The organism is Bacillus sp. Xin1 (genome assembly GCF_013314535.1).
Lineage (GTDB): Bacteria > Bacillota > Bacilli > Bacillales > Bacillaceae_G > Bacillus_A.
The window spans coordinates 1-25776 of record NZ_JABUAE010000014.1; the positions used below are offsets into that span (position 1 = coordinate 1).

Annotated in this window: 24 protein-coding genes, 1 tRNA gene and 1 pseudogene; 16 read left to right on the forward strand and 10 right to left on the reverse strand. The window is 34.5% G+C overall.

Going from position 1 to position 25776, the window contains the following annotated elements:
- Positions 1 to 29: 29 nt before the first annotated feature.
- Entirely contained in the window at positions 30 to 320 is a 291-nt protein-coding gene (locus tag HRG09_RS14100) for a HesB/YadR/YfhF family protein (RefSeq protein ID WP_174101397.1), read from the reverse strand.
- Positions 321 to 579: 259 nt separating this feature from the next.
- Positions 580 to 1176: a glycerol-3-phosphate 1-O-acyltransferase PlsY gene (gene plsY / locus HRG09_RS14105; RefSeq protein WP_174101398.1), complete on the reverse strand. Its 597-nt coding sequence runs from the start codon at positions 1174 to 1176 to the stop codon at positions 580 to 582.
- Between the two features lie 226 nt (positions 1177 to 1402).
- On the opposite strand from plsY, the gene HRG09_RS14110 reads away from it, so the two are divergent.
- The 7 genes from HRG09_RS14110 (at position 1403) to parC (ending at position 11231) form a co-directional block, all read left to right on the forward strand.
- Positions 1403 to 3259: an anaerobic ribonucleoside triphosphate reductase gene (locus HRG09_RS14110; RefSeq protein ID WP_174101399.1), complete on the forward strand. Its 1857-nt coding sequence runs from the start codon at positions 1403 to 1405 to the stop codon at positions 3257 to 3259.
- Positions 3256 to 3708 (forward strand): anaerobic ribonucleoside-triphosphate reductase activating protein, encoded by a 453-nt coding sequence (nrdG, locus tag HRG09_RS14115; protein WP_174101400.1) that lies wholly within the window; start codon positions 3256 to 3258, stop codon positions 3706 to 3708. The genes HRG09_RS14110 and nrdG overlap by 4 nt, the downstream gene beginning before the upstream one ends.
- Before the next feature lie 18 nt (positions 3709 to 3726).
- A complete protein-coding gene (locus tag HRG09_RS14120; RefSeq protein ID WP_003199064.1) occupies positions 3727 to 4404 on the forward strand; it encodes a response regulator transcription factor in 678 nt (225 codons plus the stop codon).
- A 346-nt stretch (positions 4405 to 4750) separates the two neighbouring features.
- A complete protein-coding gene (locus HRG09_RS14125) occupies positions 4751 to 5980 on the forward strand; it encodes a S1C family serine protease (protein WP_174101401.1) in 1230 nt (409 codons plus the stop codon).
- Positions 5981 to 6052: 72 nt separating this feature from the next.
- Positions 6053 to 6466 carry a CoA-binding protein gene (locus HRG09_RS14130; protein WP_174101402.1) on the forward strand — a complete coding sequence of 138 codons (414 nt, stop codon included), beginning with the start codon at positions 6053 to 6055 and terminating at the stop codon, positions 6464 to 6466.
- 375 nt (positions 6467 to 6841) lie between these two features.
- Positions 6842 to 8806, forward strand: a complete 1965-nt coding sequence (gene parE / locus HRG09_RS14135; protein ID WP_174101403.1) for a DNA topoisomerase IV subunit B — start codon at positions 6842 to 6844, stop codon at positions 8804 to 8806.
- 1 nt (position 8807) lies between these two features.
- Positions 8808 to 11231, forward strand: coding sequence for a DNA topoisomerase IV subunit A (gene parC, locus HRG09_RS14140; RefSeq protein WP_174101404.1), 2424 nt, complete (start codon positions 8808 to 8810; stop codon positions 11229 to 11231).
- Positions 11232 to 11592: 361 nt separating this feature from the next.
- On the opposite strand, the gene HRG09_RS14145 is transcribed toward parC, so the two are convergent.
- From HRG09_RS14145 to HRG09_RS14155, 3 genes are all read right to left on the reverse strand, one after another.
- Entirely contained in the window at positions 11593 to 12744 is a 1152-nt protein-coding gene (locus tag HRG09_RS14145) for a cysteine desulfurase family protein (protein WP_254610082.1), read from the reverse strand.
- Between the two features lie 18 nt (positions 12745 to 12762).
- Positions 12763 to 13656, reverse strand: a complete 894-nt coding sequence (locus tag HRG09_RS14150; protein ID WP_254610083.1) for an LPD16 domain-containing protein — start codon at positions 13654 to 13656, stop codon at positions 12763 to 12765.
- Positions 13657 to 13677: 21 nt separating this feature from the next.
- Positions 13678 to 13751: transfer RNA gene (locus HRG09_RS14155), tRNA-Cys, on the reverse strand.
- A 549-nt stretch (positions 13752 to 14300) separates the two neighbouring features.
- Between HRG09_RS14155 and HRG09_RS14160 the strand changes: the two genes are divergently transcribed.
- Both HRG09_RS14160 and HRG09_RS14165 read left to right on the forward strand, forming a co-directional pair.
- Positions 14301 to 15233: a DMT family transporter gene (locus HRG09_RS14160; RefSeq protein WP_174101406.1), complete on the forward strand. Its 933-nt coding sequence runs from the start codon at positions 14301 to 14303 to the stop codon at positions 15231 to 15233.
- Positions 15234 to 15373: 140 nt separating this feature from the next.
- Positions 15374 to 16024: a hypothetical protein gene (locus HRG09_RS14165; RefSeq protein ID WP_174101407.1), complete on the forward strand. Its 651-nt coding sequence runs from the start codon at positions 15374 to 15376 to the stop codon at positions 16022 to 16024.
- 393 nt (positions 16025 to 16417) lie between these two features.
- On the opposite strand, the gene HRG09_RS14170 is transcribed toward HRG09_RS14165, so the two are convergent.
- From HRG09_RS14170 to HRG09_RS14180, 3 genes are all read right to left on the reverse strand, one after another.
- Positions 16418 to 16768: a hypothetical protein gene (locus HRG09_RS14170; protein ID WP_000475221.1), complete on the reverse strand. Its 351-nt coding sequence runs from the start codon at positions 16766 to 16768 to the stop codon at positions 16418 to 16420.
- Between the two features lie 236 nt (positions 16769 to 17004).
- A complete protein-coding gene (locus tag HRG09_RS14175; RefSeq protein ID WP_174101408.1) occupies positions 17005 to 17430 on the reverse strand; it encodes a thioredoxin family protein in 426 nt (141 codons plus the stop codon).
- Positions 17427 to 17867, reverse strand: coding sequence for a disulfide oxidoreductase (locus HRG09_RS14180; RefSeq protein ID WP_174101409.1), 441 nt, complete (start codon positions 17865 to 17867; stop codon positions 17427 to 17429). The genes HRG09_RS14175 and HRG09_RS14180 overlap by 4 nt, the downstream gene beginning before the upstream one ends.
- Positions 17868 to 18506: 639 nt before the next feature.
- On the opposite strand from HRG09_RS14180, the gene HRG09_RS14185 reads away from it, so the two are divergent.
- Positions 18507 to 19535: an oxidoreductase gene (locus HRG09_RS14185; protein ID WP_174101410.1), complete on the forward strand. Its 1029-nt coding sequence runs from the start codon at positions 18507 to 18509 to the stop codon at positions 19533 to 19535.
- 84 nt (positions 19536 to 19619) lie between these two features.
- On the opposite strand, the gene HRG09_RS28945 is transcribed toward HRG09_RS14185, so the two are convergent.
- Both HRG09_RS28945 and HRG09_RS14190 read right to left on the reverse strand, forming a co-directional pair.
- Positions 19620 to 19802, reverse strand: coding sequence for a hypothetical protein (locus tag HRG09_RS28945; RefSeq protein WP_254610084.1), 183 nt, complete (start codon positions 19800 to 19802; stop codon positions 19620 to 19622).
- Positions 19803 to 19829: 27 nt separating this feature from the next.
- On the reverse strand, positions 19830 to 20483 hold the full coding sequence (locus HRG09_RS14190) for a TetR/AcrR family transcriptional regulator (protein ID WP_174101411.1): 654 nt from the start codon (positions 20481 to 20483) through the stop codon (positions 19830 to 19832).
- Positions 20484 to 20620: 137 nt separating this feature from the next.
- On the opposite strand from HRG09_RS14190, the gene HRG09_RS14195 reads away from it, so the two are divergent.
- The 6 genes and pseudogenes from HRG09_RS14195 to HRG09_RS14220 form a co-directional block, all read left to right on the forward strand.
- Positions 20621 to 21514, forward strand: a complete 894-nt coding sequence (locus HRG09_RS14195; RefSeq protein WP_174101412.1) for an ABC transporter ATP-binding protein — start codon at positions 20621 to 20623, stop codon at positions 21512 to 21514.
- The gene (locus tag HRG09_RS14200; RefSeq protein WP_174101413.1) at positions 21507 to 22313 is read left to right on the forward strand and encodes an ABC transporter permease subunit; all 807 of its coding nucleotides are present in this window, start codon (positions 21507 to 21509) and stop codon (positions 22311 to 22313) included. Before HRG09_RS14195 ends, HRG09_RS14200 begins: the two co-directional genes overlap by 8 nt.
- Positions 22314 to 22528: 215 nt before the next feature.
- Positions 22529 to 23062, forward strand: coding sequence for an RNA polymerase sigma factor (locus HRG09_RS14205; protein WP_174101414.1), 534 nt, complete (start codon positions 22529 to 22531; stop codon positions 23060 to 23062).
- Positions 23063 to 23075: 13 nt separating this feature from the next.
- A complete protein-coding gene (locus HRG09_RS14210) occupies positions 23076 to 24074 on the forward strand; it encodes an anti-sigma factor (protein ID WP_174101489.1) in 999 nt (332 codons plus the stop codon).
- Between the two features lie 61 nt (positions 24075 to 24135).
- A complete protein-coding gene (locus tag HRG09_RS14215) occupies positions 24136 to 25185 on the forward strand; it encodes an LCP family protein (RefSeq protein ID WP_174101415.1) in 1050 nt (349 codons plus the stop codon).
- Between the two features lie 109 nt (positions 25186 to 25294).
- Positions 25295 to 25423, forward strand: a pseudogene (locus HRG09_RS14220) (C4-dicarboxylate ABC transporter); the annotation flags it as partial.
- Between the last annotated feature and the right edge of the window lie 353 nt (positions 25424 to 25776).

Below are 25776 nucleotides of genomic sequence, written 5' to 3' on the forward strand. Positions count from 1 at the left end.
AAAAAAGTGTGGCCAAGGGCCACACTTTTTTATTTTTCATAATTAAATTGCGGGAAGTCATCACCGTCGTTAAGTGTAACAGATAAGTCATGCCCATCAAAGAACCATTCATCATCCGATTCAATGAAGAAGTTAATGCCTTCTTCTTGAATTTGAGTGGCAGGATGAGCAGGATCGTCTTTACGGATGCCTAGAGAAAGTCCCTTTTGAACAGTGCTGCAACCACCATATTGTACGAAAAATCGAAGTGTATCGCCAGATTGTAAGTTTAATTCATCTTTATACCAATTTACTGCTTCTTTTGTTACGGAAAGATTCATGTATAGTTCCTCCAAGTTATGTTGCTTTTTCTTTAGTATAAAAAATAACGCAAAAAGACGCTATTAATATGCTTTGCGTTTTCTTTTTGCGTTATCCCGTATTAATGGGCAGTAATACTCCCACTTCAAAATTCGGCGGGAGCAAAGAAGTTAGGTGGGAGATAAACTGCCCGTAAAAGCCCGATTGGTTCAACTAATAATCAGTAGGGATGAAGAAAACCCCCACTGATTAAAGTTTCACTTTATGTGGGTCACAACCTTACTTTTGTTTCTTTGTAAAATTCGCTTTCGGCTCAGTTTTATTTATAATTCGTCCAATATTGGCACGGTGTTTATAAATAACCATACCAGCTAATAAACACATCGCAACAATGAAGATTTTATTCCCGTCAATAATTGATGCGATAACAGCAACAACAGCCGTTACCATAGAAGAAAGCGATACGTATCTCGTTGTAAATAGCAGGGTGAAAAAGACAGCGGCTAATATTACAAAAATGATTGGCGTGTAGCATAAGAGTACTCCAGCAGAAGTTGCGACTGCTTTTCCGCCGCGGAATTTCGCGAAAATCGGATATACATGTCCAAGAACTGCAGCTAATCCAAACCAAAGGGGATGGGTGTCTAAGGCGAAAATTAACGGTAGTGCTGTCGCTAACGTCCCCTTTAAAATGTCAGCAATTGTAACGATAAAACCTGCTTTTTTCCCTAGCGTCCGAAATGTATTCGTTCCTCCTAAATTACCGCTACCATGCTCGCGAATGTCGATTCCATAACCAATTTTTCCAACAACAAGTGCAAAGGGAATCGAGCCAAGTAAATAGGCAACGATAAATAAAAGATATGTAATAAGCATAAGTTCAGTCTCCTTTATTCAAATGTGTTGATAAAGGGTAAAAAGAGTTTTTCCCGTATATTGTACCATACATTTGTAAAGATCACATTTCTTTTTTGTAAATGAAAAATTCAAAGTTTCTTAAAAAAACTTTCACAGGAATGTTACATTTCTCACAGATTGATTGGAACTATATGTTGTATCATTTTGTTAGTGAATTAACAAGATGTTGTTGGAGGTTTGGAAAATGATGAAACAAAGTACGTGTGGAGAAGAATTAATGAAGATTTTTGAAACAATTGTCCACGGGAATGAGCAAGATTTAATGCAAGAAAATGCAAATGTTGATGGACGGTCTCCAATGGGAATGTTGGGAACATTTGCATCTGAGAGCGCCAAATATTATGCAATGGAACAGTTACTTTCTGAAGAAGTAAAAAAAGCAATCAATCAAAATATATTATACCCACATGATTTAGACTTTTATGCGACAGGTACGACAACATGTTCGCAAATTCCTTTAGCACAAATGCTTGAAAAAGGATTTCATACCGGGCATGGACATATGAGACAACCACAAGATATTAAAAGCGCGTTGGCGCTTTCTTCGATTATTTTTCAGGCAAACCAGAACATGCAGCACGGCGGTCAATCATTTGCCTTATTTGATATTGATTTAGCACCGTATGTGAGAAAAACATTTGAGAGAAATAAGAACAGATTAGGGGCGTATCCGTTAACAAAAGAGCAAGTAGAAGAATTTGCATGGAAAGAAACAGAAAACGATACGTATCAAGCTTGTGAAGCGTTTATTCATAATTCTAATAGTATGCATAGCCGAGGAGGTGGGCAAGTTCCGTTTATTTCTATTAACTACGGAACGGATACATCGAAAGAAGGAAGATTATTAATTAAGCAATTATTACGAGCGACTCAGGCTGGATTAGGAAAAGGTGAAACACCTATCTTCCCTATTCAAATCTTTAAGCTGAAAAAAGGTGTCAATTTTGAAGAGAGTGATACGAACTATGATTTGTTTGAATTGGCACTAGAAACGACTGCTGAGCGGTTGTTCCCGAATTTTTCATTTTTAGATGCGCCATTTAATGCAGCGCATTATGATGGTCGTTCAGAAAGCGAAGTATGTTATATGGGCTGTCGTACGCGTGTTATGTCTAATATTCATGGGGAAGAGACTGCAATTGGAAGAGGGAATTTATCGTTTACTTCTATTAATTTAGTGAAATTGGCATTGATTAGCGGTTCAAAAGAAGCTTTTTTTGAAGCTTTACATTATTATGTGGATCTTGGCATTCGTCAACTACTAGAAAGATTTGCTTACCAGTGTACGAAAAAGGCAAGAGATTTTCACTTTTTATATTCACAAGGAGTATGGCGGGACGGAGAAAAACTGCAGCCTGAAGATTCTGTTGCTGAAATTTTAAAACAAGGAACGTTAAGTATTGGTTTTATCGGCCTTGCAGAATGTTTAGTTGCTTTAACAGGAAAACATCATGGGGAAGATAAAGAATCATGGGATCTTGGAAATGAAATCGTGACCTTTATGAGAGAGAAGATGGATCAAGCGACGGAAGAACATCAACTTAATTTCTCTTTAATTGCAACTCCTGCGGAAGGATTATCAGGCAAGTTTGTGAAAAGAGATCAGGATGAATTTGGAATTATTAGTGGTGTGACAAACCATAATTATTATACAAATTCGTTCCACATACCAGTTTATTATTCTATTCAAGCAATTGACAAAATCCGCTTAGAAGGTCCATTTCATGCACTGTGTAATGGCGGACACATTACGTATATTGAATTAGATGGAGCGGCAGTTCATAATCAAAAAGCATTAAAACAAATTGTGCAGGCAATGGCAGAGTATGGAGTAGGGTATGGATCAATTAATCATCCAGTTGATCGTTGTAAGTGCTGTGGTTACCATGGGGTCATCGAAAATGAATGTCCAAGTTGTGGAAACGAGAATGAGAATGAAATAGAAAGAATTCGTCGGATAACGGGATATCTTGTAGGTGATATGTCGAAATGGAATAGTGCAAAACGTAGTGAAGAAGCGGATCGGGTGAAACATAAATGAGAGTAATGAATATTATTCATGATAGTGTAGTAGATGGGGAAGGATTGCGGACAGTCGTGTTTTTTGCGGGCTGTCCGCATCGTTGTTTAGGATGTCATAATCCTAAGTCATGGAATATTTGTAATGGAACTGAAATGACCGTAGAAGAAATTGTGAAAGAGATTGCCAAAAATCCGCTTACTGATGTAACATTTTCGGGTGGAGATCCATTTTTTCAAGCTGCTGAAGTGAAAATCGTAGCAAAAGCGGTAAAGGATTTGAAAAAAAACTTATGGATTTACACAGGTTATACGCTAGAAGAGATACAGAGTTCTCAAAATAATGATATGATAGAATTGTTACATTATGGGGATGTTCTGGTCGATGGAAGGTTTGAACTTGAAAAAAGAGATTTAACACTTCCATTTCGCGGAAGCTCCAATCAACGTATGATTCGATTGAAAGAGTAAAAAGGCGGGATAGGTCAGATGAATAAAACGGTATTACTTGTTGAAGATGAAAGAAGATTACGTGAAATTGTTAGTGATTATTTTCGCAATGAAGGTTTTGAAGTGATAGAAGCTGAAGATGGGAAACAAGCATTAGAATTATTTGCTGAACATACAATTGATTTAATTATGTTAGATATTATGTTACCAGAAATAGATGGTTGGTCTGTTTGTCGTCGCATTCGAAAAGAGTCAGCAGTACCAATTATTATGCTTACAGCACGTTCTGATGAAGATGACACATTGCTAGGATTTGAGCTTGGGGCTGATGAGTATGTAACAAAGCCTTTTAGTCCAAAAGTATTAGTTGCGAGAGCAAAAACTTTGTTAAAGCGCGCTGATGGGGCAGTAGGGGTGGCAGAAGAGAATGCACTTTCTATGGCAGGAATCGATGTGAATCGTCTTTCACGTACGGTATCGGTAAACGGAGAAGAAATAATATTAACACATAAAGAGTTTGAACTTCTTGTTTATTTAATGGAGAATAAAGGAATTGTATTATCACGCCAACATTTATTAGATCAACTTTGGGGATATGATTATTATGGTGATGATCGTACTGTTGATACACATATAAAAAAGTTGCGTAATAAGTTAGGTGATAAAGCAAAACATATTGGAACTGTCATTCGAGTTGGATATAAGTTCGAGGAATAGTTTTAGAAATTGAAAAAACGATAGAAAAGCTTTCCTTTTTGGTTGGAAGAGAGGATCCGCCCATGGGTAGAAGCGGTGAGGTCCTTTTTTAGCCCCACGCTGAATGAAAACAGAAAGAGAAAACGAGTGTAGGTCTCTTTTTGTTTTTCGTAGCAGTAACTTATATGGTGAAAATATAGTGCATTTACACTCTCTTTTTTAGATGCAAATGTACAAATTATAAATTTTTTGTCTACAATGTTGAATAAGAGTATTTTTTTAATTGGATTTCACGATGAGTTCACAAGAAGGACACAACATGTGACTATACTGAAAATACGAATTCAGCAGAGAGGGGATATCAATTGTGGGATATTATGACGGACCAAATATGAATGAAGAGCATAGTGAAACGAGAGAAGTAAAAAAATCAGGTAGTAAAAAAGGGTACTTTTTTACAGGTCTAGTTGGAGCAGTTATCGGAGCTGTTTCCATTAGTTTTGCAGCACCTTATATGCCGTGGACAAATGGAAATGGGACGGTTTTAACATCTAATTCAAAAGTAGAGGGAACTGTGGTTCCTGTTGTCAATAAAGTAAAGGGTGAAACAGATTTACCTGGTATGATTGAAGGAGCAAAAGAAGTAGTTGTAGGTGTTATCAATATGCAACAGAGCATCGACCCATTTGCGATGGAGCAAGCAGGTCAAGAACAAGAGGCTGGATCAGGATCGGGTGTAATTTATAAAAAATCTGGAAACAAAGCTCTGATCGTAACGAATAATCACGTAGTAGATGGGGCAAATAAACTTGCAGTGAAACTAAGTAATGGTAAAACAGTAGACGCAAAATTAGTTGGGAAAGACCCTTGGTTAGATTTAGCTGTTGTAGAGGTTGATGGATCTAATATTAATAAAGTAGCCACACTTGGTGATTCCAGTAAAATTCGCGCTGGTGAATCGGCTATTGCAATTGGGAATCCATTAGGTTTTGATGGTAGTGTCACAGAAGGGATTATTAGTAGTAAAGAACGCGAAATTCCAGTGGATATTAATGGTGACAAACAGCCGGATTGGCAAGCACAAGTTATTCAAACAGATGCAGCAATTAACCCAGGGAACAGTGGTGGCGCATTATTCAATCAAAATGGTGAAGTCATTGGCATTAACTCTAGTAAGATTGCACAGCAAGAAGTAGAAGGAATCGGGTTTGCTATCCCAATTAATGTTGCAAAACCAGTCATTGAATCTCTTGAAAAAGATGGAACGGTAAAACGTCCAGCGATGGGAGTAGGAGTTGCATCTCTTGAGGATTATCCACCGTATGCATTAGGACAATTAAAATTACCAAAAGATGTTACAAAGGGTGTTCTCTTAAGCAAAATTTATCCCGTTTCACCAGCTGAAAAAGCGGGACTTCAGCAGTATGACGTTGTTGTGGCATTAGATGGCCAAACAGTAGAAAACTCACTTCAATTCCGTAAATATTTATATGAAAAGAAAAAAGTTGGCGATAAAATCGAAGTAACATTCTATCGAAATGGTGAAAAAATGACGAAAACAGCTACTTTAGCAGATAACTCTTCTGCTAAGAATTAATAAAGAAAGTCTCTTTCGTATTGAAAGAGACTTTCTTTATCGGCTATACTAAAGGAATAGGAGGGATTTACTATGACAATTGAAAACCCAACTCGTACGGAAATTGGTGAAGTATTGAAAAAAAGCAAAACAATCGCAGTTGTCGGATTATCCAACAAACCAGAACGCACATCATATATGGTTTCAAAAGCGATGCAGGATGCAGGATATCGTATTATCCCGGTAAATCCGGTCATAGATGAAGTGCTAGGAGAAAAAGCAGTTTCGTCATTAAAAGATATTAAGGAACATGTCGATATCGTAAATGTATTCCGTCGTTCGGAATTTTTAATGGACGTTGCAAAAGAATTTGTAGAGATTGATGCGGATGTTTTTTGGGCACAATTAGGAGTACAAGATGAAGATACATATACATTTTTAAAAGAAAAAGGCTATACTGTCATTATGGATCGCTGTATTAAAGTAGAACATGCGATGACGCGATAGTATAGACATTGTAAGTGAAAGTTCGATTCAGCTTTAGTTAATACTTGCTAACTAAACAGATGAACGAGGTGTTCATCATGAGATTTTTTAAAGGCTGTTTTTGGGGATTGCTACTTGCTATCCCATTTTGGATAATTGTCATTTGGTTAATTGCCAAATGGTGGAGTGTGTAATTTGGAATACATATCCATTTCTCGTTGACAAACGATTATTTTTCTGAAATAGTAGCCTAAAGGAATCCTTGTGAAAAAACAAGGATTTTTCTATTGAGAATGGTATATAAAAGACATAACATAACTTGCCAAAAGTATGGTTAAGGCGTTATTCTATAATAGAAACGTATGTTCTGATTTGATTAGGAAAGGGGCAAGGAGTTTGGCAAAGCATCAGTTTCAATATAATGAAGATGCCATTCAAGTGCTTGAAGGTCTTGAAGCCGTTCGAAAACGCCCGGGTATGTATATCGGGAGCACGGACAGCCGTGGATTGCATCATTTAGTATACGAAATAGTAGATAACTCCGTTGATGAAGCATTAGCGGGATTTGGCGACGAAATTTCTGTCGTAATACATAAAGATAATAGTATTAGTGTAATTGATAAAGGGCGCGGGATGCCTACAGGAATGCATAAACTTGGAAAGCCTACACCTGAAGTGATTTTAACTGTACTTCATGCAGGTGGGAAGTTTGGACAAGGAGGCTATAAAACAAGTGGCGGTTTACACGGTGTTGGTGCATCAGTTGTAAATGCTTTATCAGAATGGCTCGTTGTAACGATTAAACGTGATGGAAATATATATGAACAACGTTTTGAAAATGGTGGTGTGCCTGTAACAACACTAGAGAAAATCGGAAAAACGAAACAATCTGGAACAACGATGCATTTTAAACCAGATCCATCTATTTTCAGTACAACAAATTATAATTATGAAACGTTATGTGAGAGATTGCGTGAATCTGCCTTTCTGTTAAAAGGCATGAAAATTACTATAAAAGACGAACGAAATGATCTAGAAGATGTTTTCCATTATGAAACAGGAATTGAAGCATTCGTTTCTTATTTAAATGAAGAAAAGGACTCTATCCATCCAGTTGTATACTTTGCTGGTGAACAAAATGGAATTGAAGCAGAACTTGCATTTCAATTTAACGATGGCTATTCAGAAAACATTCTTTCATTCGTAAACAATGTACGTACGAAAGACGGTGGGACACATGAAGCTGGATTTAAAACAGCAATGACACGTGTTTTTAATGAATATGCTCGTAAAGTTTCAATGTTAAAAGAGAAAGATAAAAATTTAGAAGGTACGGATATTCGCGAAGGGTTAGCGGCAATTGTTTCTGTACGTGTGCCGGAGGATTTACTACAATTTGAAGGTCAAACGAAAGGAAAACTTGGAACAAGTGAAGCACGTTCATCCATAGATGCGATTGTGTCCGAACACTTAGCATACTTTTTAGAAGAAAATCCAGATGTAGCAACTCTTCTTGTGAAAAAAGCGATTAAAGCAGCACAAGCGCGTGAAGCAGCTCGTAAAGCTAGAGAAGAAGCGAGAACTGGTAAAAAGAAAAAACGTTCAGAAGGAACATTGAGCGGCAAGTTAACACCTGCGCAATCTCGTAACCCACAAAAGAACGAGTTATATTTAGTAGAGGGTGACTCTGCTGGTGGCTCTGCGAAGCAAGGGCGCGATCGTCGTTTCCAGGCAGTGCTGCCGCTAAGAGGTAAAGTAATTAACACGGAAAAAGCAAAGCTTGCTGATATTTTCAAGAATGAAGAGATTAATACTATTATTTATGCAATCGGCGGTGGTGTTGGAAACGAATTTTCTGTCGAAGATATTAACTATGATAAAGTTGTAATTATGACCGATGCTGATACAGATGGCGCACATATTCAAGTGTTATTACTTACATTCTTCTACCGATATATGAAGCCGTTAATTGAAGCAGGTAAAGTATTTATTGCTCTTCCACCTTTATATAAAGTAAGTAAAGGAAAAGGGAAAAGCGAAGTAATTGAATATGCGTGGTCAGATGAAGAGTTAGATGATGTGACGAAAAAGGTCGGTAAAGGCTATATGTTGCAGCGTTATAAAGGTTTGGGCGAAATGAACGCGGATCAGTTATGGGAAACGACAATGAATCCAGAGACACGTACGCTAATTCGCGTGAAAATTGATGATGCAGCAAGAGCTGAACGCCGTGTTACGACGTTGATGGGTGATAAAGTAGAGCCTCGTCGCAAGTGGATCGAGCGAAATGTACAATTCGGTATGCAAGAAGAAGGAAATATTTTAGAAAATGAAATGATTATGGAGACGGAGGTGGAATAACATGCAAGCAGAGAAGTTTCATGACCTCCCGCTTGAAGACGTGTTAGGTGATCGCTTTGCACGTTACAGTAAATATATTATTCAAGATCGCGCGCTTCCAGATGCGCGTGATGGTTTAAAACCAGTACAACGTCGTATTTTATATTCCATGTATGTAGAAGGAAACGTACATGACAAGCCGTTTCGTAAATCGGCTAAAACAGTTGGTAACGTTATTGGTAATTACCATCCACATGGTGATTCCTCTGTATATGAAGCGATGGTACGTTTAAGTCAAGATTGGAAAGTGCGTAACGTATTAGTTGAAATGCATGGAAATAATGGTAGTGTAGATGGTGACCCAGCGGCAGCGATGCGTTATACAGAAGCTCGTTTATCGCCAATTGCCTCTGAATTGCTTCGTGATATCGATAAGGAAACAGTAGAATTCGTATCAAACTTTGATGATACAAGTGAAGAACCAGTTGTTCTGCCAGCAATGTTCCCGAATCTATTAGTAAACGGATCGACAGGAATTTCAGCTGGATATGCAACAGAAATTCCACCTCATCATCTTGGTGAAGTAATCGATGCAACAATGATGCGTATTGATAAGCCTAATAGTACGGTAGATGACTTATTAACGGTTATTAAAGGGCCTGATTTCCCAACAGGTGGTATTATTCAAGGGCTTGATGGGATTAAAAAAGCGTATGAAACAGGCAAAGGAAAAATCATCATTCGCGGAAAAGCGGAAGTTGAAACGATTCGTGGTGGTAAGCAACAAATTGTTATTACAGAAATTCCATATGAAGTAAACAAGGCGAATCTAGTAAAAAAAATGGACGAATTACGTCTAGATAAAAAACTGGATGGGATTGCTGAAGTCCGTGATGAGACAGATCGTACAGGTCTTCGTATTGTTGTGGAATTAAAAAAGGAAGCAAACGCAGAAGGTATTTTAAATTATTTATATAAAAATACTGATTTACAAATTCCATATAACTTCAATATGGTAGCTATAAATAATCGTCGTCCGACGCTTATGACGTTACCGAAGATTTTAGATGCGTACATTGGACATCAAAAAGAAGTTGTTACACGTCGTTCAGAATATGAACTTAGAAAAGCAGAAAACCGCCAGCATATTGTAGCAGGTTTAATGAAAGCATTATCGATTTTAGATGAGGTAATTGAAACCATTCGAGCATCTAAAGATAAACGTAATGCAAAAGACAACTTAAGTGCAAAATTTGGATTTACAGAAGCGCAAGCGGAAGCGATCGTATCACTGCAATTGTATCGTTTAACGAATACAGATATTACCGCACTGGAGAAAGAAGCAGAAGAACTGCAAAAGAAAATTTCAGAATTACAAGCGATTTTACAAAGTGAGAAAAAGCTTCTGCAAGTTATTAAAGCGGATTTAAAGAGAGTAAAGAAAACGTATAGTGATAATCGTCGTGCGGTTATTGAAGAAGAAATTGAAGAAATAAAAATTGATGTGGAAGTTATGATTCCGCAAGAAGATGTCATCGTTACTGTAACGAAAGAAGGGTATGTAAAACGAACAGGCTGGCGTTCACATAATGCATCGAATGGGAAAGACTTCGGTATGAAAGAGGGCGACATCTTACTGGAACGTTTCGATACAAACACAACAGAAACAGTTCTTTTATTCACGAATAAAGGAAATTATATTTATCTTCCAGTATATGAGATGCCAGATATTCGTTGGAAAGATTTAGGCCAGCATGTAGCCAATATTGTTTCGCTTGAACGAGATGAGACGTTAATTTGGGCAACGGTTGTACAGAACTTTGAGGAAGAAAAACGTTTCGTAGTGTTTGTAACGCGAAATGGTATGATTAAGAAAACGGAACTAAATCAGTATAAAGTTCAGCGCTATTCAAGGGCGTTCGTGGCTGTAAACTTGAAAAAAGATGATGAAGTTGTAGATATATTTGCAACAGACGGAACAAGTGATATTGTTCTTGCAACACACGGTGCATATGCACTTATTTTTAACGAAGAAGAGGTAAGTCCAGTTGGTGTAAGAGCAGCTGGTGTAAAAGCGATTAATTTAAAAGAAGATGACTACGTTGCTTCTGGTAAGCCGTTAAATAGTGAAAAAGATCAATTGATTCTTGTCACGCAGCGAGGCGCGGTTAAGCGATTGAAAGCTTCTGAGATTGAGAAATCAACAAGGGCAAAGCGCGGCCTTGTTATCTTTAAAGAGTTAAAACGTAATCCGTACCGTATTGTTGGTATTGAAATTGTTCGAGATGATGAACTTGTTTATATGAAAACAGAAAAACAGATTGTCGAAGAAATAGATCCAAAAGCATTCCGTAATAAAGATCGCTATAGTAACGGTAGTTTAGTGCTAGATGTTACGGATACAGGTGAAGTGGTCGAAACGTGGACGAAGAAACGGACAGAGTGAATAAACGATAGTAAGAATTTCAATTAAATATACTCATCTTATTAGTGAAACCCCTGTTCTATATAGAACAGGGGTTTCTTGGAGTAGTAGGGTTTTAAACTCACCACGATTCTAATTTTTTTAGTTTTTTCATGAAAGTAAACCAAAAAGAATTAGGATGAAAAATAAAGGTAATTATATATTGATTGAAAGAAGGGGAGTACAGTATGTCACCATCCTATTAGGACTATGAGGTACTCTCGAAAATATATTGTTTTAAGTTATAACTCTTTATTAAAATCTTAGACTGTTGTGAAGCATAAAAAAGCACTATTCTTTCTGTGAAGATATATAGAAAAAAGAGTGCTTTTTTCTATTATTTTTAAAACCCCTGTTGCACACAATAAATATCTTTAATTTTAGCTATAATCTCATCAACAGCGTATAAAAGTTCTTCTTCGCTTAAATAGGGACTAATTGATATACGAATAGAACTATTAGCTTCTTCTTTTGATAATCCAATCTCTTGTAATACATATGACGGTTCTAAGCTGTTTGAATTACAAGCAGATCCCGAAGAAATAGAAACAGTTCTCATACCTGCTATAAGTGTTTCTGAACTAATATTTGGGATCATTATATTTATGATATGAGGTATGCTATTTTCCATACATACATTTACGCGAGAAAGGGGTATTTCTTGTTGAATTTGATTTATAACAATTGTTCTTAATTTCAGTGCTTTTTCATAATTCTCTTTTAGTTCTAATATAGCTATATCACTTGCTACGCCCATACCAGCTATTAGTGAAGTTGGTAATGTTCCACTGCGCAAATATGTTTGCTCACCTCCAAATAATAAAGGACGAAAATATTCCTGTTTGTGCTGGTTTACATATAAAATGCCTATACCTTTTGGTCCATAAATTTTATGTCCCGATAATGATAAAGCATCTATATCCAATTCTTTCACATCTATTGGTATTTTTCCAAAAGCTTGAACAGCATCTACATGTATCAATGTTTTATACTTTCTGCATAAAGCAGAGATCTCATTAATAGGTTGAATTGTTCCCACCTCGGAATTAACATATGCAAAACTAACAACCCTTGTATCATCATCTAATAAGCGTCTCAATGAATCTAAGCAAATGGTTCCATCACGTTTAATGTCCACATATTTTACGATAATACCTCTTCTTTGTAACTCTTTTCCAACCTCTAAAATCGATTTATGGTCTATAGGTGAGAGAATTACATTTACAGGTTCTTTTTCATGATAATCAATTGCTCCTAACAATGCCAAGTTGTTACTTTCTGTTGCCCCCGAAGTAAATATTATTTCTTCTTTATGAGCACCAATAGAAATTGCAATCTTACTTTTCGCTTGATACACCGCATACTGTGCTTTTTTTCCCATCACATGCTGAGATGAAGGATTTGCAAATTCTGTTTTCATGTACTTTTCTACCACTTCGATCACTTTATTATGACATGGAGTAGTAGCAGCATAATCTAAGTACACCTGTCTCATAAGCATTGCCCTCCTTTATCACGAAGAAAACACAGAGAAATTAACGGTTTTTTCATAGATTTCTTCTTTTGACATTTCACCACTTCCACCAGGATCTACAACAATAACTTTCATCCCGGTTAAATTATATAGATTAAGAGCGATTTCAATACCTGTACGTACTGGTTGGTAACATTCTCCAGGTGCGAATAATAACAATGCTCTATAACCTGCCTTATGTACCTCAGCTATCATTTCTGTAATTTCTCCTGCACATCCAGTTACACCACAACTAATTAATGTTTTATAATTTCCATCCGCATCTACAAATGATACTTCGGATTGATTTTCTCGATCGTTTAGCATTCTTTTTTCTAATTTTCCTTCTTTTACTAGCTTACTAGCACTTTTTTGAAATCTATATTTAAGCCAAGTTTCAGGGAAAAAGATCGGATTTTTTCGGCTAGACAAGATATTCCGTTGATTAAAGTACTTACTCTTTTCTAAACTTGTAACGTAAGCTTCTGGAATTTCTGTATATCTCTCATAAAACTCTTTACGAAGATCACTAACGCTTGTATTTGTAGATGGAACATATTGCCAATCATTAATTAATAGTAGGTATTTAATGTCTCTAAATTGTTCATAAAATTGCTCGCCTAATTGAATTCCGATATTCCACGTGTATAAAGGGAATATACCTACTCTACGTGAAATCCTTTCTTTCATCACATCTGTTTTCTGTTCTTCGATAATTCCAGGAGTTAAGCTATTTGTTTCTTCATCAAAAAAGAGCATAAAGTGCCCTGACATAATTACTAATTCTTCTTGAGTAGTATTTTTTAATTCTTCACTGATTAACTTGATCATCTCTTCTTCTGATGCAACTAATTGATGAATTCCTTTCTTTTTTACATTCATTGAATTCGACATATGTTACCCCCTTAAAATGTATGGAGGCAGTGCTTGGATTTGAACCAAGGAATTAGGTTTTGCAGACCTATGCCTTACCACTTGGCTACACTGCCATCATATAGAGTTTAGGTGCTAATTTGAAACTTGTTTATCACGTTGTTCATAGTATCATTCTAAAAAAATAATCGTCAATAATATTCTGAATATAATTATTTTTCTCAACATCAAAATTAATACCTAGAAAGTTTATTGAAAATATAAGTATTCAAATAAAATAAAGGAATATGCAAAATATTTTAAAATAATAGTGTTTTTGAAGGATAAGAAATATAACCATAAAAAATTTTTTTTATTCTATGGTTGATGATTCAGTATAAATTTCTCAAAAGATAATCAATTTTTTATTTTGCAAATATAAGATGCTGCATGCTATTGTTAGTTATGATTTTTAGAAATCCTTATTTTTTAAAAGAGCCAATTCACTATAAACGAGTTTTCACCCAAAAGGTAATTAATCATGAAATCATCATGCATAGAAGATCGTTCGACTCATGAAGGCTTAAGAGTTTATGCTATGTAATTAGTTGAATATCAAAATCATAATACGCAACATTCTAAATAAAACTATTAATACTAACAATTTAGTGAGAAAGGAATCCAATATGTCCAAACAAACAATTGCTTATATTCAAATGTCATTTGCAATGGTTGCAATTGGAAGTTTCGTTATTGTTAATAAGTACATTATTAAAGAACTTCCTATATTTATTGCTTCAGAGCTTAGATTACTAATTGCTTCATTAATATTACTTCCTTTATTTTTATATAAAGGTGAAAAAATGCCTAAACTAGTAAAAAAGGATTACATTATATTTTTTCTTCAAAGTTTTATAGGTGTGTTTTTATTTAGTGTTTGCACATTATATGGTTTAAAACAAACAACAGCTTTAGATAGCGGCATCATTATGAGTTGTACGCCTGCAATAATGGCTTTAATCTCTTATTTTTTTCTAAAAGAAAGACTAGGAATGAATAAAATAGGAGGGATTCTATTAACTATTTTAGGTACATTGTCTATCAATGTTTTTGGTCAACTTTCAAATTTTAATGTAGGCTCGCACTCATTAACAGGAAATATGTTAATCTTCTGCGCTGTGATTGGAGAAGCAATTTTCTTTTCCTTTGGGAAATTAATTTCTACGCCTTTAAGACCTTTAACAATGACAACAATTATGAGTTTGACAGGTGCGATATTATTTTTACCTTCTGCGATATATCAATCCTTACATTTTAACTTTTTTACTGTATCTCCATTGGCGTGGTTACTCGTATTATATACAGGAGTTGTAATTACTGTATTAGCTGTTCTATTAATGAATCAGGGGTTAGAAGTGGTATCAGCGGGGACAGCGGCAGTATTTACAGCTTTAATGCCTATAAGCACAGTGATTTTATCAGCTTTTATATTACATGAACCTCTCTTCTGGTATCATATTTTTGGAATGGTATTAGTTATTTCGGGTATTTTTGTTATCACGAACTCTTCAAATGAAAGTAGAGAAATGTTTGAAAGAAGCAGACACGAAAATATGTAACAATAAATTTTCTCAATATAAGACTGCATATATTGTTGGTTTCAGTATTCAAAAAAATACATTGTTAATTTACAATAATTTAAGAAGTGTAGAACAGTAATAAATATATGAACTATATTCTGTAATAAAGGAGCCCATAAATGAAAAAAGTATATTCCTTTTTAATGACTGTATCTGTATGTATATTTATATCGGCTTGTTCTAATCAAACGAATTCTGAAAAAGAGGTAGAATCTCATACGAAAAAAGCTCCAATAGCTGAAACGAATGTGAAAGCAAAACCTTATACAGAGCCATTAACACAAGTAGGACAAGAAGCAAAGCATCCACTTGGAACAGTGGTTCTAAAGCAATTAAGTGAGCCCAATACAATGATAGAAGTAGGGCCTCTTCATATTCAAGTAGAGAGAATTAAGGTTATTCAAAGTACAGAAGTAAGTGAAATTGGGAAATACAACTTAAAAGAACGAGGACTAAGTACAGAGCAAATGAATGCAATACAATTTACAACTACTTTAGAGAATACTTCAGATCAAGTACTTGATTTGGAACAAGGGCCTTTTAAAACACTTGTTTTAAGTAATGGTGAACAAGTAGATGTATATAAAATGAATGCGGATCCAAAAAATAGAAGCTTAAATGCCAAGGAGAAAATGAAGTTTACACTTATCTGTTTCTTATCTCAAGCTCCCAATGATGTTACATCCGTAAAAGTAATTACTGATGTGGTACGAGATCAAAAAACAAAAAATGAGGTAAGCGCAGTAACTACTACTGAGATTACTATGTAAACAAGAAAACAGCCCGAGGAGGCTGTTTTCTTGTGTTTTCCAATTAAAAAGCGCAGTATCCAACAGCTGGCTTGGAAGAACCAGTTTTAATGAAATAATTAGGAGCAAAGCCTTGGCTCAAGCACCACCATAGCCATTATCATCTACTTTTAAGCAATGGTGAACAAGTAGATGTATACAAAATGAGCGCGGATCCCCAAAAATAGAAACTTAATGTAAATGTGAGAGTGAAGCTTACACTTATTTGCTTCTCATCTCAAGCACCAAATTAAAGGTAATGATTGATGTAGTACGAAATTAATAAACTAAAAGTAAGATGAGACCATTAACCACTAGGGGATTACTATGTAAACAAGAAAACAGCCCGAGGAGGCTGTTTTCTTGTTTTTCCAATTAAAAAGCGCAGTATCCAACAACTGGTTTAGAAGAACCAGTTTTAATGAAATAGTCAGGAGCAAAGCCTTGATCTAACTCACCACCATAGCCATTATCATCTACAAAATCCCAAACCTTACTTCCCATATAAGATTCGCCATTTACATAGCAATATAACCAAAGTTTAGTGCCATCTGGAATGTTTGATTCAGTCCGTAGGCCATTTATTGTCGGAGTCGTGCGAAGATCTAGCCCAGAACCCGTTTTTTGTACCGGATAAAAAGCAGCTTCCGTTACCGATTGACTTGCGAATAAAACTGAACCTGCTACTGCTACCGAAGCGATTGATAATGCAACTTTTTTAAACATACGTGTTACCTCCTAATAAATTATATTTTATTGCAAATGGGGAATCCCCCTCATACTTAACAAATAAAAAATTAAACTGTATTCAATATTGGTAAGCATGAGGGAGAGCCCCCTTTACTCCTCTATAAATTAATAGAATGTATAGTTAAAAACAAAAAATTACGCTAATATTTATTTCTTTATCAATACTCTAGTTATAAGTTTGAAAAATAATGTTTTTGGTAAAATATAAATCCTTATTTGTTGTTTTCAAACCATGTTTGAAACGTTTGTAAGGACTGTTCGCCTAATATACGGTTCATTTCTTTCCCGTCTTTGTAAGAAATAATTGTAGGGGTTCCTTTTATTTGAAACATATCCCAACCTTGTTTATATTCTTCTAGATTCAAAACTTGCATATCAATATTCATATTTTTTGCCATAGGAACTACAATTGGTGAAATCCTTTGGCAATGCGGACAGGTCGTTTTGTAGAAATAAACTATTTTTGTTTTGTGATTTGATAGATCTTGTTGTAATTGTTCGGGGGTAATTTGGTTTTTATAATAATCAACCTCCTCAGTACTTGTGGTTTTTTCACTTTTTGTTCCTTTATTGGTTAGAATAAAAATAAGTGTAAATATTGATAAAATAGTAATAATGAAAAAAAGCATTTTTTTCATATACTGTTTCTCTCCTTGCTTATTTTAATAAGAATAAAGCAACAAATAATAATAAAAAGAAAGGCTATTAGAGCGAGAAATGGGATTGTAATAAATCCGAACCAATCTAAATAATCTCCTGTGCAAGGTATTCTCCCACATGATGTTCCGTTTTCAGATAAAAATGGGATTTTTTGAAGGGAATAGTGATAGGCAGCTATACATGCGCCAATGATAGCGAGAACCAAACTATAAACCCCAATTCTATAATCTTTCCGTATAATAGCTGTTCCTAGTAAAAGAACGAGTGGATACATGAGAATACGTTGATACCAGCATAATGTGCAGGGCTCATATTTCATTATTTCAGACAGATACAAACTCCCGAGTGTTGCAATAAAAGAAACAGACCAGCTACTAAACAATATGTATTCTAGTTTTTTTTCTGTATTGTTCATGACTTCAACCTTTCTTTTTTTAAGATGGAAATAATGTAATAACGTCCTCTAAGAAAGTAGAATATAAAAAATAAATTTTAAAAATGATTAGCTCAAGAGTTATTATAAATTATGTTTTTGTTTTGTATATTGAGAAAATTTTGATTTCATAAAATCTTATAGAAGAATAAAGTAAATAAGATGAGATAAATTGAAAGTATGCATATCCTTTTTTATGGAGCTGCCTACGCTCATCCAGTAAATATTTTAAAGTACCCTCAAAACGAAAAAATTTTCTTTACAGCTATTTATAAGAATTCAGCTTGTTTTGTTATTTAGGCGAGTCAATAGATTTATTAGTTTGATGGTAATGAGGTTGCTCCTTAAAAAGTCGAAAAAGATGTGTATATTCACATCTTTTACAATTCTATTTATCTTCTATACTTTTATCCCGCTATTCGCGGGTAGTAAGACTCTCATCTCAAAATTCGGCAAGAGCAAATGGGAGTGAGGGTGAATAGTCAGTGGGGTATGAAGAAATTCACACTGATTAAAGTTTCACGTTATGTTTACCAATCTAAGAATGAGCAAATGGTTATGTAAATAAAATAAAACTTGCTATAATAAATATGAAATCGTTCTCATAGATGGAGGAATTATATGAAAAAAATAGGTGTAGGGATTGTAGGATTTGGATTTTCTAGTACAACATTTCACATCCCTTTATTACAAACGATAGATGAATTTGATATTCGTGCGATTGTATCTTCAAAAGAAGAGGTAGTGAAAGAAGCATTATCGACTGTACAAGTGGTTCGCACGATTGGAGAATTAGTAAAACGAGATGATATAGACCTTGTAGTTATTACATCACCAAATACAACACATTTTCCATTTGTAAAAGAGGCTATTTTACATGGCAAACATGTTGTTGTAGAAAAACCTTTCGTTGTTTCAATTGAAGAGGGAGAAGAACTTATTAGATTGGCGAAAGAGCATAATGTTTTTGTTAGTGTGTATCATAATCGCCGATTTGATAATGACTTCTTAACAATAAAGAAATTAATTGAGGAGAAACAAATTGGAAATGTGTATGCATATGAAGCGCACTTTGATCGTTTCCGTCCTCATGTACGCGATCGCTGGCGTGAAAAAAACTTACCGGGGTCAGGGATTTTATACGATCTAGGGTCGCATTTAATTGACCAAGCATTACGTTTATTCGGAAAACCAGATGCTATTAGTGCAGATGTAGTAAAGCAGCGACCTGGAGCAGAAACAGATGATTATTTTCATGTTGTGCTTCACTATGGATTTAAGCGTGTCATTTTACATAGCAGCAGTTATGTAAAACATGCAGGACCTCACTTTAGTGTTCATGGAGATAAAGGCTCGATTGTGAAATATGGTATGGATTCACAGGAAGAGCAATTAAAGCTTGGTATGAAGCCAGGTAGTGCAGGATATGGAGAAGATAGTGAAAGTAATTTTGCTATTTTAGAAACAGAAGATGAAGTGAAACGTATTCCAACAGAAGTGGGTTGCTATGAAATGTATTATAAAGGAATTCGAAATAGCATTGTAAGTGGAGCGCCAGTTCCTGTAACAGCAGAAGAAGGTTTACAAGTTATTCGTGTTATTCAAGCTGTTATTGAAAGTAGTGAAACAGGTAGGGTTATTTCATTATAAATAAAAAAGACACGATTTCGTGTCTTTTTTTGATGAGTTTCGTGTTTGAAATATATAATGGATTTGTTTAGATAGAAACATTTTTTAATATTTGTTAAAAAAATTTTTAATTGCTTCAAGCTGTATATTATGACTACAGTGCTCACAAGTGTATTTTCCATTGCTATTTTCTTTAAAGAGTTTGTATATTTTCGTTCCTTCATATGCTTTAAATATTTGTCTACAGCTCATACAAACCAATTCATAGAACAGTTTATCTTGTGACATGTAACATTCCCCTTTGATCTCAATAGCTCAATTCAAACTTTCTTTTTCATTTTTGTGAGTCGTATTGTCGGGATTAGAAAGTCCATAAAAAAACAACGTAACAATATCTTTTATATGTTTTTTACGATCTCCTTCTAAGAGTTGTGCCCCATAATCTTCACCTAACTTACTAAACATTTGAATGTATAATAGCATCATTTCTTTTGAAAGGTTTGGATTAATTTCATTTTTATGCTGTGCGTTTTCTAATATCTCGAAAAACCAAGGAAGGACTGTCTCGCGTTGATAACGATATAGAAATTCATGGAGTTCTGGGTCTTTTTGAGTTGCTTGCAATAACATTTCAGGATGAAATAAACTGCCACTTTCCATCTTCCGTAGTATCATTTTATGCATCATATCGTGAAATGGCATGTTTTCAGCTGCTATTTTTTGATAGTATTGGAATTCAGTTGTCGCAAATTCTTGAATAAGCTCTCTAAAAAGGGCGTCTTTACTCCCAAAATGGTTATAAATTGTCACCTGAGATACTTTAGCCTCTTTTGCAATATCCTCTATTTTTACTTCGTTAAATCCACGTTCTGAAAATAATAACAACGCGGCATCTTTAATGGCTCGTTTTTTCTTTTCTTTTACTTTTTCAAACCCGTTCAATACAATCACCTCACTTAAAATATACAAGAAAATAAAAAGGAAAACAATAATTTTGAAATATACGCATATAAATATTTCAAAAATTTGTTGCCAATATGATTGGAGAGGAGTACAATAATTTTGAAATATAAACAATTGAATATTTCAAAAAATGAGGTGGAATAATGATTTCAGTCCAAAATGTCACAAAGCAGTTTTCGAATGGAAAAGGGTTATTTGATATTACTTTTCAAGTAAAAGAGGGGGAAGTTTTCGGTTACCTAGGACCAAATGGTGCGGGGAAATCAACGACGATTCGTAATTTAATGGGATTTATACAACCAACTGCTGGTCATGCCGAAATTTTTGGATTAGACTGCTGGAATGAGGCTGCGAAAATTCAAAGAGAAGTTGGTTATTTACCTGGCGAGATTTCTTTTATAGAAGGAATGAATGGATTAGAGTTTCTAAAGCTTATGCAAGGTATGAGAGGATTGAAAAATACAAAAAGACGTGATGAGCTCATTGAAAGATTACAATTTGATGTGAAAACACCGATTCGAAAAATGTCTAAAGGGATGAAACAAAAAGTAGGAATTGTAACTGCATTTATGCATGATCCTGAAGTGCTAATTTTGGATGAACCAACATCAGGATTAGATCCGCTCATGCAGCAAATATTTATAGATTTAATATTAGAGGAAAAACAAAAAGGAAAGACAATTCTCATGTCATCTCATATTTTTACAGAAATTGAACGGACATGTGACCGGGTAGCTATTATTAAGGATGGTCGCCTTGTAACGGTAGAAAACATTCATGATTTACAGGGGATGAGAAGACAGGTAATGGACGTAACGGTTTCGTCACAAGAGGAAATACGTTCTTTACAAAAAGAAAATTTACAATTTGAAGCGATAAAGGGGAATACAGCGTCCGTTATTGTACAGGGGAATTATCAGGAAGTATTAAAAACACTTGCTCGGTATAATGTGAAAGTACTCCAAACGAGAGCAATGGATTTAGAACATTTATTTATGCATTATTATGATGCAAAGGAGGGTGTGAAACATGAATAAACAGCTGTTTTTAGCTAGTTTTAAAGAAAACCAAAAAAGTATATGGAGTTATTCGATTGGTGCGGCTCTTTACTTGTGGTTATTAATTTGGATATTCCCATCGCTCGTATCCGCGAAAGGGCTAAATGAAATGATAGATGCTATGCCAGATAGTGTGAAAAAGATTGTTGGTATGGAAAATTCGATTCAAAATGTAAGTGATTTTTTAGCCGGCGAATACTATGGTATGTTGTTTCTCATTATATTGACAATTTTTAGTGTAACGGTAGCTACACATGTAATGGCTCGTTATGTAGATAAAGGAGCAATGGCTTACTTGTTGGCAACACCGGTATCGAGAGTGAAAATTGCAATCACACAAGGAGTAGTTCTTATTCTGGGATTACTAATCATTATAATTGCGACGTATGGGGCAGGTGTATTAGGAGCAGAGTGGCTCTTGGAAGAAAACAATTTAAATCAAGAAGTATTCTTCAAAATGAATTTAGTTGGGGGACTGTTGTTTCTCGTAGTCAGTGCCTATTCATTTTTATTCTCTTGTATATGTAATGATGAAAGAAAGGCTCTTAGTCTTTCTGCTAGTATGACAATTTTATTTTATTTACTAGATATGGTAGGGAAATTAAGCGATAAGCTAGAATGGATGAGAAATATATCATTATTTACGCTGTTTCGGCCAAAAGAAATTGTGGCAGGGACATATAACATATGGCCGGTGAGTGTTGGGCTAACTTTTGGTGCGATTTGTATCTTTGCAGTAGCGATTGTGTTGTTTAAGAAAAGAGATTTACCGTTATAGATAAAGGGGTTCATCCTCACTAATTATCAGCCCTCACCAATTGGGTTGCCCGCGAATAGCGGGATAAATAGAGTTGAAAAGATAGTTAGTTCCTAAAGGAATTGACTATCTTTTTTTATTTCTAGAAAATTACAAAAAAAATGAACCTTTTTCCTCACAAATCCGTCTAATAAGTGTAAAGTTTTATTGAGAGAAATAAAACAGGAGGATAAACAGTGAAAGTAATACCGTTATATAAAACGATAGTGAAGGAAGAGAGCGATGTTTCTTTAGCTAAAAAAGGCGATCATGAAGCATTTGTCTCTTTAATACATACACAAAAAGTTCAACTCTATCGTATAGCTAAAGCAATGCTATATGATGAAAATGACGTAGAAGATGCGATACAAACAACCATTCTAAAAGCTTATGAAAATATAAAAAATCTTAAAAGTGAAGAATTTTTCCAAACATGGTGCATTCGAATTCTGATTAATCAGTGTAATGGAATGATACGATCGCGAAAAAAGGTAATTGCAATAGAAGGAAATATTGATTGCATGATAGCATTTGATTCTTATGAAGATATAGATCTTCATAATGCAATTCAGTCTTTAACCGAAGAATTAAAAGCTGTAACAGTACTCTACTATTATGAAGATATGAATCAAGAAAATATTGCGGCATTATTAGAAATACCAAAAGGAACGGTTAAATCGAGGTTGTCACGGGCGAGAGAACAACTGCAGAAACAATTAAAAATGGAGTAGGAGGTGGGATGTGTTGGATAAGGATGAATTGTTTGATGAAAAACTAAAAAAACGAATAGAACGAGAAAAGACGATGCTACCGGAGCATTTGAATCGGAAAATTAATGATACATTATATAATCTTCCGGTAAAAAAGAAGTCTTATAGAGTTCAAGTTATGGCTGTTAGTGCGGCAATAATGGTAATGTCAATCGTTTCTATGTTTGAATTTTCCATGCAAAGTTTTGCGCAAAAAGGTGGCGTATTTGAATATGTAACGAAAAAGGCATTTTCAGACTATGAAAACGAGGAAGAAACAAAACTTAACGTAAATTATCCTGAAAAAGAGAAAATTCATCAAAAAATGCTTGATTCAATTGATTATTTTAAAGATGTTACAGGGAAATTTGAAGAGTACTCTAGTTCATCTCGTCTCATTACTACTTATAAGTATGCAATTGATACAAAAAATCAAAGAGGAATTTCTTCTAAAGAGGATCGTCAGTCAAAAAAAATGACGGTTTTATATAACAAAGGAAAAAAACAAGAATTTAATGATAAAGATTATACATATAAAGAAGTGAACTGGAAGCCAGAATCTAAAAATAAAGAGTTACTAAAATTAACGCCTACTGAAAGAGCGTTTAATAAAATGGGAGAAAAAAAACGGTATGATGATGACTATGTTGGATTCGCTAAATATAGTATTCAATCGGAGTTTGCAGATTTGTTAATTAGATATAAAGATTGGGACTTTAAAGAAATAAAATATCTTGGATTAAATTGCTATAAAATAGAGGGCGTTATTAATATAGAGATGCCTTTAAGTACATCCGAGGACTTACGAGGGAAATTCGAAATGATTGTAGAAAAAAATACAGGAATTATGTTGAACTTTCTTAGTTTTCATAATGGAATGATTCAATATTCTATTACTACAGAAAAGATACAAATAGATAAAGGAATTGATGAAAACATATTTCAAAAAGATGTTTCTTCATATGAAAAATTAAAAAACGCATTGAATAAATAGTGAGCTAGTTATTTTGCTAGTTTTTAATTCGTCTTGAATAATATATATCGGGGGAAATAATATGGAGAAAAATTCACTTTCGCGTGAAAAAAAGAATAAGAAAAAATATAAAAAAAGAACAGTAGTAGGAATATTTGTAGGAATCTTGTTAGCTAGTGGGGTGGGATACGCTGCGTACTTATACAATAAAGCTTCAAATGCGGTGCAAAAAGCTTCTCTCAGTCTAGCACGTGGTGAGAAATCTGATTTGCGTGAGGAAGTTGTAAAGCCAATAACGAATAATGTTTCGTTGTTAATTATGGGGATTGATGAGAATGAGGAGCGTCAAAAAGAATATAATGGGGCATTTCATACAGACGCATTATTGCTAGCGACTTTTAATAAGGATGATAAGACAGTCAAGTTAATAAGTATACCACGTGATACGTATACATATGTTCCAATTGAAAAGAAAAAAGATAAAATAACACATGCTTATGGCAGAGGTTTTGTGGAGAATGGAAAAGATGGAGGTCCACAAGCGTCTGTTGAAGCAGTAGAAAAACTATTACATGTACCGGTTGATTATTTTGTGAAATTCAATTTTAATTCATTTATCAAAATTGTCGATGATTTAGGTGGTATTGAAATAGATGTTCCAATTGAGTTTTCGGAGCAAAATAGTAAAGATGAACCTGATGCTATCCATTTGAAAAAAGGAATGCAAACATTAACAGGAGAAGAAGCGCTGGCTCTCGCAAGAACACGTCATATTGATAGTGATGCCATGAGGGGAAAGCGTCAGCAACTCGTCATTGAAGCGATATTAACAAAATTAAAAAGTGTAGGATCTGTTACGAAAATAGGAAAAATGATTGATGCTGTAGATGGTGATTTGAAGACAAACTTAGCCTTGGATGATATGCTGTCGTTTTATAAATATGGATTAGATGTTTCAATTGAGAAAATTCAATTAGCTGGAGATGATTTATATTTGCCAAATGGTCCGAAAGGTGAACGTGTATATTATTATAATCCAGATACAAAGAGTTTAAGAGAACTTAGTAATACACTTCGAATACATCTGGGAGTAAGTAAGAAAAAAGTTGAAAAAGAAGAGGAAGAAGGTTAGAGATAGGATGTGTTGATTAAGTAGGGTTTTCATAAGCTCTGCTTTTTTGTTTTGTATCACAAAAAATGACATGAAAATTTTTAGGTGGAGAGGGAGAGTTGTGTGTATGCGTGTCATTGTAAATTTAATTGGAAACGGTATTGCCACTGTAGTTGTTGCAAAAAGCGAAAATGAATTTAATGAAGAGAAGCATAAACAGATGTTATTTGAGATGCAGAAAGAAAAAATAGCCGGATAAAAAGGTCAGTTTCTCTGGCCTTTTTTATTTTGTTAAAAAAGGATTTGTTAAATTTATACACTATTTATGAACAATAATTCGTAATGACTTTTCATTGAATCGTAATAAATGGAAGAATAGGGAGATATACGCTCTATTAGTCAGAAATTTCTGTAAAATAAAAAAAGAATGTTTATGAATGTTACTGTAATAAAATAATTTTTTTAAAATTTTTAATAATAATACTTTACAAAAATTAAAAAATTAGTAGAATAATAAGTAATAGTAATCTTCTGATAAATATATAAAGAAAAATAGAATTATCAGAAATTTCTTAATCTAGAAACGTACAGGTAATTAGGGAGGGTACAAAA

Coding starts and splice junctions, on each gene's coding strand:
- HRG09_RS14100 (WP_174101397.1), bottom strand. CDS start 320: ATGAATCTTTCCGTAACAAAAGAAGCAGTAAATTGGTATAAAGATGAA.
- plsY (WP_174101398.1), bottom strand. CDS start 1,176: ATGCTTATTACATATCTTTTATTTATCGTTGCCTATTTACTTGGCTCG.
- HRG09_RS14110 (WP_174101399.1), top strand. CDS start 1,403: ATGATGAAACAAAGTACGTGTGGAGAAGAATTAATGAAGATTTTTGAA.
- nrdG (WP_174101400.1), top strand. CDS start 3,256: ATGAGAGTAATGAATATTATTCATGATAGTGTAGTAGATGGGGAAGGA.
- HRG09_RS14120 (WP_003199064.1), top strand. CDS start 3,727: ATGAATAAAACGGTATTACTTGTTGAAGATGAAAGAAGATTACGTGAA.
- HRG09_RS14130 (WP_174101402.1), top strand. CDS start 6,053: ATGACAATTGAAAACCCAACTCGTACGGAAATTGGTGAAGTATTGAAA.
- parC (WP_174101404.1), top strand. CDS start 8,808: ATGCAAGCAGAGAAGTTTCATGACCTCCCGCTTGAAGACGTGTTAGGT.
- HRG09_RS14145 (WP_254610082.1), bottom strand. CDS start 12,744: ATGAGACAGGTGTACTTAGATTATGCTGCTACTACTCCATGTCATAAT.
- HRG09_RS14150 (WP_254610083.1), bottom strand. CDS start 13,656: ATGTCGAATTCAATGAATGTAAAAAAGAAAGGAATTCATCAATTAGTT.
- HRG09_RS14160 (WP_174101406.1), top strand. CDS start 14,301: ATGTCCAAACAAACAATTGCTTATATTCAAATGTCATTTGCAATGGTT.
- HRG09_RS14165 (WP_174101407.1), top strand. CDS start 15,374: ATGAAAAAAGTATATTCCTTTTTAATGACTGTATCTGTATGTATATTT.
- HRG09_RS14170 (WP_000475221.1), bottom strand. CDS start 16,768: ATGTTTAAAAAAGTTGCATTATCAATCGCTTCGGTAGCAGTAGCAGGT.
- HRG09_RS14175 (WP_174101408.1), bottom strand. CDS start 17,430: ATGAAAAAAATGCTTTTTTTCATTATTACTATTTTATCAATATTTACA.
- HRG09_RS14180 (WP_174101409.1), bottom strand. CDS start 17,867: ATGAACAATACAGAAAAAAAACTAGAATACATATTGTTTAGTAGCTGG.
- HRG09_RS14185 (WP_174101410.1), top strand. CDS start 18,507: ATGAAAAAAATAGGTGTAGGGATTGTAGGATTTGGATTTTCTAGTACA.
- HRG09_RS28945 (WP_254610084.1), bottom strand. CDS start 19,802: ATGTCACAAGATAAACTGTTCTATGAATTGGTTTGTATGAGCTGTAGA.
- HRG09_RS14195 (WP_174101412.1), top strand. CDS start 20,621: ATGATTTCAGTCCAAAATGTCACAAAGCAGTTTTCGAATGGAAAAGGG.
- HRG09_RS14200 (WP_174101413.1), top strand. CDS start 21,507: ATGAATAAACAGCTGTTTTTAGCTAGTTTTAAAGAAAACCAAAAAAGT.
- HRG09_RS14215 (WP_174101415.1), top strand. CDS start 24,136: ATGGAGAAAAATTCACTTTCGCGTGAAAAAAAGAATAAGAAAAAATAT.